Annotated in this window: 6 protein-coding genes; 5 read left to right on the top strand and 1 reads right to left on the bottom strand. The window is 45.5% G+C overall.

Going from position 1 to position 6475, the window contains the following annotated elements; genetic code table 11:
- Positions 1 to 74: 74 nt before the first annotated feature.
- From B9J87_RS02315 to B9J87_RS02300, 4 genes are read left to right on the top strand one after another with little or no spacing between them, the layout of a single operon-like run.
- Positions 75 to 1028 carry a YbgA family protein gene (locus B9J87_RS02315; RefSeq protein ID WP_094149279.1) on the top strand — a complete coding sequence of 318 codons (954 nt, stop codon included), beginning with the start codon at positions 75 to 77 and terminating at the stop codon, positions 1026 to 1028.
- Positions 1018 to 1851 (top strand): MerR family transcriptional regulator, encoded by an 834-nt coding sequence (locus B9J87_RS02310; protein WP_013868370.1) that lies wholly within the window; start codon positions 1018 to 1020, stop codon positions 1849 to 1851. The genes B9J87_RS02315 and B9J87_RS02310 overlap by 11 nt, the downstream gene beginning before the upstream one ends.
- Before the next feature lie 16 nt (positions 1852 to 1867).
- Entirely contained in the window at positions 1868 to 3280 is a 1413-nt protein-coding gene (phrB, locus tag B9J87_RS02305; protein ID WP_094149278.1) for a deoxyribodipyrimidine photo-lyase, read from the top strand.
- A gap of 5 nt (positions 3281 to 3285) precedes the next feature.
- Positions 3286 to 4209 carry a L,D-transpeptidase family protein gene (locus B9J87_RS02300; RefSeq protein ID WP_094149277.1) on the top strand — a complete coding sequence of 308 codons (924 nt, stop codon included), beginning with the start codon at positions 3286 to 3288 and terminating at the stop codon, positions 4207 to 4209.
- 108 nt (positions 4210 to 4317) lie between these two features.
- On the opposite strand, the gene B9J87_RS02295 is transcribed toward B9J87_RS02300, so the two are convergent.
- On the bottom strand, positions 4318 to 4587 hold the full coding sequence (locus B9J87_RS02295; RefSeq protein ID WP_026027153.1) for an Lpp/OprI family alanine-zipper lipoprotein: 270 nt from the start codon (positions 4585 to 4587) through the stop codon (positions 4318 to 4320).
- A gap of 397 nt (positions 4588 to 4984) precedes the next feature.
- On the opposite strand from B9J87_RS02295, the gene B9J87_RS02290 reads away from it, so the two are divergent.
- Positions 4985 to 6331, top strand: coding sequence for a DEAD/DEAH box helicase (locus tag B9J87_RS02290; protein WP_026027154.1), 1347 nt, complete (start codon positions 4985 to 4987; stop codon positions 6329 to 6331).
- Positions 6332 to 6475: the final 144 nt, after the last annotated feature.

Below are 6475 nucleotides of genomic sequence, written 5' to 3'. Positions count from 1 at the left end.
TAAATATATTTTGTATAAGGTGGTTGGAGTGTGCTATACATTATACAACAAATATTTTTGTATATGAGGCGGCGATGAGTAATCCAGAAATTCGTATCGGGATCAGTGCATGTGTGCTGGGAGAGCAAGTCCGTTTTGATTCTGGCCACAAAGCGAGTGACTTTGTAACTAAAGAACTCACCAATTATTTCTCTTTTATACCTGTTTGCCCAGAAGTTGGAATTGGCTTAACGGTCCCTAGGCCTACCATTCGCTTGATCTCTCACGAAGAGCGCTTAGCGCTGGTTGAAACTAAAGATGAAACCAAAGATTACACGCAAGCCATGTTCGATTTCTCAGAACGAAAAGTTGATGAACTCGAATTGATGAAATTGTGTGGTTATATCGTTTGTGCGAAATCCCCAACATGTGGCATGGAAAGAGTCAAAGTCTATAAGCATCAGCGAGCAGACAAAGAGGGCGTTGGTCTTTATACCGCCACTTTGATGCGTAAAATGCCGTGGTTGCCTGTAGAGGAAGATGGCCGTTTACATGATCCTGTGCTTCGCGAAAACTTCATTACGCGTGTCTACTGTTTACATGACTTTTATCAATCGATAGGTGACAACCCGACACCGGGCAAAGTGGTGGCCTTTCATTCACGCTACAAATTGACGTTAATGGCGCATCACCCGCAAGCGTATCGAGAACTCGGCCGTTTGGTGGCTGAAGTCAAGCAGCATCCGCCACAGTATTTTATTGAGCACTATCGCCAAGGGCTAATGGATGCGCTTAAACACAGAGCGAGCCGTAAAAATAACACCAATGTTTTGATGCACATTCAGGGTTATTTCAAACGAGCCTTAAACAAAGAGCAGAAAGTGGAGTTAGCGCAATTGATTGATGACTATCGAACTGGCGAGCTTCCTTTACTTGCGCCTATTACGTTGCTCAAACATTACATAAAAATGTATCCCGATGCTTATCTGCAGCAACAGCACTATTTATCGCCTTATCCACAAACGCTAAGGTTACGTTATGGACTATGAGAACCCACTGACTGAAAACATGATGACTGAAAAATTATACGCTATTCGAGACGTTGCCGAGATGACTGGAGTAAAGCCCGTTACCTTGCGTGCATGGCAGCGCCGCTATCACCTCGTTCAGCCACAGCGCACGGAAAAAGGGCATCGCCTTTATTCACAAGAGGATATTGCGACGATTCGCACTATTCAAGGCTGGCTGGCGAAAGGGGTTTCGATTGGCAAAGTGAGTGCATTGCTCAGTGGCAGTGAAAGCATCATCGATACTTTGGCAAATCATGGTTCAGAGCTTTTAGAGCAAGAACAATTGCTGCAAGCTTTAGTGGATCTCAATAAAGGCAAAGCGGAATCAACCATTGCTACAGTATTGAAAGAGTATCCGTTAGAGATTGTTGAGCAGCAGTTTGTCTTTCCTGTCATCGACACGTTAGAGCGGGTTAAAGGACCGTTGCGCAGTTTGCAAAAAGGGCTTTTTCAGGCACTGATGATAAGCAAGTTGAGCTCGATCATTGAAGCGGAAAACAAAGCGGCAACTAAAGGAAAATGTCTTTGCGTTAATCTTGATCCAACATCGAGCATACTGGCTTGGTTATGGTTCGTGGGAAAGGTGGAAGCTGGGTATAACCTCACTATCTTAGATGGTGTCGAAGATCTTACCGCTCTTGTTGATCATGATGCTTTAGCAAACTACCAACAGGTTGCGCTGTTTGCCAATCGAGCGTTAACCGAGCAGCAAGTTCAAGCGTTACGGAAATTGCGGATCTCACTGGGAGATAAGCTTTCGTTGTCAGATGTGGTTGCTCGTCTGCACCATTCGTTAGATTAATCAGTAAGGATGTACAGTGAAATTACTCTGGCTGCGCCGAGATTTACGATCCGTTGATAATACGGCATTACATGCCGCCATTGATGGTGAAGAACCTGTTGTTGCCGTATTCATTGCAACACCAGCACAGTGGCAAAAACACCATCTTGCTCCGATGCAGGCGGATCTTATTTATCGGCGTTTATTTGAGCTGCAACGTGAACTGCAAGCACTCAATATTGCTCTATTGTATGAGGAAGTCGATGATTACGCTGGTGCTGCGCAGCAGATTGCCACTATTGCTAAGCAGCTCAATGCCAGCGCAGTGTTAGTTAATCGCGAGTATGAAATCAATGAGTTGCAGCGTGATGAGATGGCGAGCCAGTTTTGCCTAGAGCGCCAGATCGAGTGGCGAGCATACGACGATAAGTGCATTATTGCCCCCGGTTCAGTCAAAAACAAGCAAGGTGATTATTTCAAAGTCTTTACCCCTTTTAAACGGGCGTGGTTGTCACAAGCGGCTCTACCTCAAATTTTACCAACGCCTATTTCTGCACATTATAAACCCATAAAGGATCTTGAGCCGTTGCTGTGGAGCGAACACCGCTCGTTCAGCTATCCACGCATCAGCAGTGATCATTGGGTGGTCGAGTTCGATGCAATTCGCGCTAAATTACGTCAGTTTTGCCGTGATAAGGTACAGAATTACCACCAGCAGCGTGATTTTCCCGCGTTGGATTCGACCAGCACACTGTCACCTTATCTCGCAATAGGGGCGCTTTCTGCGCGTCAATGTATGGCGCGTCTATACGCTGAATCGCAACATATTGGGTTGTCTGAAGGGGCGCAAACTTGGCTGAGCGAAATTATTTGGCGTGAATTCTATCAGCATCTGATCGGGTTCCGTCCTGATCTCTGTAAAGGAAAAGATTTTGCACCTTGGGGGAAACATGTCTCTTGGTGGGAGAACTCAACGGCCTTTGAACGTTGGCAGCAGGGTCAAACCGGGTTCCCTATTGTCGATGCGGCGATGCGCCAACTCAATAAAACGGGGTGGATGCATAACCGATTAAGGATGGTTGTGGCCAGTTTTCTAACCAAAGATCTGCATATCGATTGGCGACTTGGTGAACAATATTTTATGCAAACATTAGTGGATGGCGATTATGCATCGAACAATGGCGGTTGGCAGTGGTGCGCCTCAACAGGGTGTGATGGGCAACCTTATTTTCGAATTTTTAATCCTACCAGCCAAGGGGAACGTTTTGATCCGAAAGGGGATTTTATTCGTCAGTGGGTACCTGAATTGGCTTCGTTGCCAGATAAGTACATCCACACGCCTTGGAAATTCCCTGTCGTCAATTCCTTGTCATATCCCGCGCCAATGGTTGATCATAAAGTAGAAAGAGAGATAACCTTACAGCTCTATAAAGACGCCAAGGATACCTGATCACCATGCTACGCAAGCTACTCTCTTTGTGTTGTTGCTGGGGTGCGCTCAGTGTGAACGCGTTTGCCGCGACTTATGATTTTCCTGCCGAAGGCAGTAGCATGGTTGGCCGAACTCAATATCACGTGATTGAGCAGGGCGAAACCTTAGCGCAAATTGCAAAACAGTACGATGTTGGGTTTTTATCTTTGATGGCGGCTAACAAAGGAATTGACCCATTTTTGCCGCAGCAAGAGTTTGTGCTAACCATTCCGTCACAAATTATTTTACCGCGCGTGGCTTACGAAGGCATCGTCATCAACTTAGCGGAACTGCGGCTCTATTACTTTGAGCCTGAAAAACGCAAAGTGCATATTTTCCCCGTCGGTATTGGCCGTATTGGTCGTGACACGCCCGAAATGGAAACCACTATCAGCCAAAAACGACCGAACCCAACTTGGACACCTCCTCAATCGATCCGCACTGAATATAAAGCGAAAGGTATTGAACTGCCTGCGGTGGTGCCCGCTGGGCCAGATAACCCGCTTGGTGAATACGCGCTTCGTCTCGCTTATGGTGCGGGTGATTATTTGATCCACGGTACCAACAAAGATTTTGGTATTGGTATGAGAGTCAGCTCAGGTTGTATTCGTATGGATCCCAAGGATATTGAATGGCTGTTTAAGCAGGTCCAGCGTGGCGAGAAAGTGAAAGTAATTGATGAGCCGATAAAATTAGCCTTAGAGCCAGATCGAAGCGTATTTCTTGAAGTTCATGAACCTTTAACGCGCAGTAACGGCAGTAAAAAAGAGTTGCAGGTACCGCAAGAACTTCGCTGGTGGTTGGATGAATTTAACAAATCAGATGCGAAAGCGAGAGCGGTGATCTTGGCGCAAAATGGTGTGCCTGTCGAAGTTGTGGCTGCAGATTTTTCAACCTCATTGGAGTAATTAAAAAAGTTGATGAGTTCATTAATGGTGAACCATGTAATAGCAGCAATAAAAAAGGCTTGGATTAACAAGCCTTTTAAGCAATTTCAGCTATGGAATATAACGAAATTATTTCGTGTATGACTGAGCAATATTATCGATACGCTCGTTTGCACGAGCCGCTTCTTCTTGCGCAGCGGCAGCGGCATCAGCCGCTTGGCTTACTTTAGACGAAAGTGTCGATTGCTCGCTCTTAAGTGCAGAAATTTGATCACTGAGTTGGCTAACTTGGTTGCTTAGCTGATCCATTTTCGTCATTGCTGCGTCATCAGGACCTGATGCGCAACCAGCAAGTAGAAGTACAGAAGAGGCTGCAGCTGCAATTAACATCTTATTCATTATTGAACTCCTTGTTTGTAAGATTATTATCAATGACGCCCTATTATACTTTTCCTACTTGAAGCTACAGCGGTGCTGTTTACCTGCAACGTCAAGTTGTTTGGGTATACACTTGTTTGGAAATCATCATATATAGTGACGAACTCAATTGTAGACACTATTCTAGCGTTCACCCAGTAGCCGAACGTCAAAATAATCCAAGAATTTCAATTTATGCTCATTTACTCCGCTATGTCTCATCGTTAAGAGACGTATTTTCTATCTTCTTATGCTTTGAAAAAGTGTGCGTGCTGATTATTTTTATGTGATCTCTATCTATCTAAGCGCCTTTCGGGCTATCATATTGCGTTTTCATTTTGACCTCTTGCCCTATTTATTGTGGCAACTTTACAAATTTTTGGAGAATCCTTTGCAGTTTAAAGATTTAGGCTTAGACAATCGCTTATTGAAGACCCTCAAACACTATGACTTCAAACAAGCGACAGAGATCCAACAACAAGCGGTTCCCGTGGCGATTGCAGGTAAAGATTTGTTGGCATCCTCTAAGACTGGTTCGGGTAAAACATTAGCATTTGTTTTGCCAATGCTGCATAAGTCTCTCAAAACTAAAGCGTTATCAGCAAAAGACCCTAGAGCTCTGATTCTCGCTCCGACACGTGAGTTGGCCAAACAAGTGTACGGTGAGCTGCGTACTATGCTCAGTGGGTTGAGCTACGAAGCAACGCTGATTGTGGGCGGTGAAAACTTTAACGACCAAGTAAAAGCACTGCGCCGTTTCCCCCGTTTTATTGTGGCGACTCCCGGTCGTTTAGCGGATCACTTAGAGCACCGCTCGTTGCGTCTTGATGGTTTAGATACGCTGATCCTTGATGAAGCTGACCGCATGCTGGACCTAGGTTTTGCTCCGGAACTACGCCGTATTCATCATGCAGCGAACCACCGTCGTCGCCAAACACTGATGTTTTCCGCAACGCTTGATCACGGCCAAGTGAATGACTTTGGTACCGAGTTGCTTAAAGATCCAAAACGCATTTCGATTGGTGTTGTCAACGAAGAGCATAAAGACATCACCCAAAAATTCTACCTCTGTGATCATCTCGATCACAAAGAAGCCTTACTCGAACGCGTGCTGCAGGAAGCCGAATATCGACAAGTGATCATTTTTACCGCGACCCGTTCTGATACTGAGCGTTTAACGCTTAAACTCAACGAGCAGAAACTGAAAGCCGTTGCGTTGAGTGGTAATTTAAATCAAAACCAACGCAACACCATCATGAGCCAGTTTGAGCGCGCTGTATTTAAAATTTTGGTCACGACGGATGTGGCTTCACGCGGCCTTGATATCGCGAACGTGACGCACGTGATTAACTTTGATATGCCCAAACATACGGAAGAGTATGTGCACCGTGTTGGTCGTACAGGCCGTGCGGGTAATAAAGGTGATGCAATCTCGCTGGTTGGCCCAAAAGATTGGGACAGCTTCAAGCGCGTGGAAGCCTTTTTGCAGCAAGATATCGAGTTCTCTCAATTTGATGATCTGAAAGGTAAATTTACCGGACTAAAACCACGCGTTCCGGCCTTTAAGAAAAACGCAGCCGCTAAGACTAAAAGTACTAAGCCCAAGGCGCACACCGCCAATAAAAAGCCCGTTAAACGCGATAAAACCTTTTATCAGAATGTGGCAGTGGGTGATGCGGTATTTGTGCCGAAAAAGAGAGTTGCACCTAAAGTTGACGATGAGTAACAGCGAGCGTCTTGTCAGCGTGACCTTTCGGTCAATCGAATCTGCTGACGGACTCAATGCCAGTATTTGCTGAGACAACCTCACCCTAATTATAAAAACACCGCCAAATTGGCGGTGTTTTTATATACACGCAAACGTTCACCC

It is taken from the genome of Vibrio sp. V19_P1S1T109 (assembly GCF_002241375.1).
Classification (GTDB): Bacteria; Pseudomonadota; Gammaproteobacteria; order Enterobacterales; family Vibrionaceae; genus Vibrio; species Vibrio anguillarum.
Note: the sequence above shows the minus strand (reverse complement) of the source record. Positions and strands in the feature narration are given on the sequence as shown.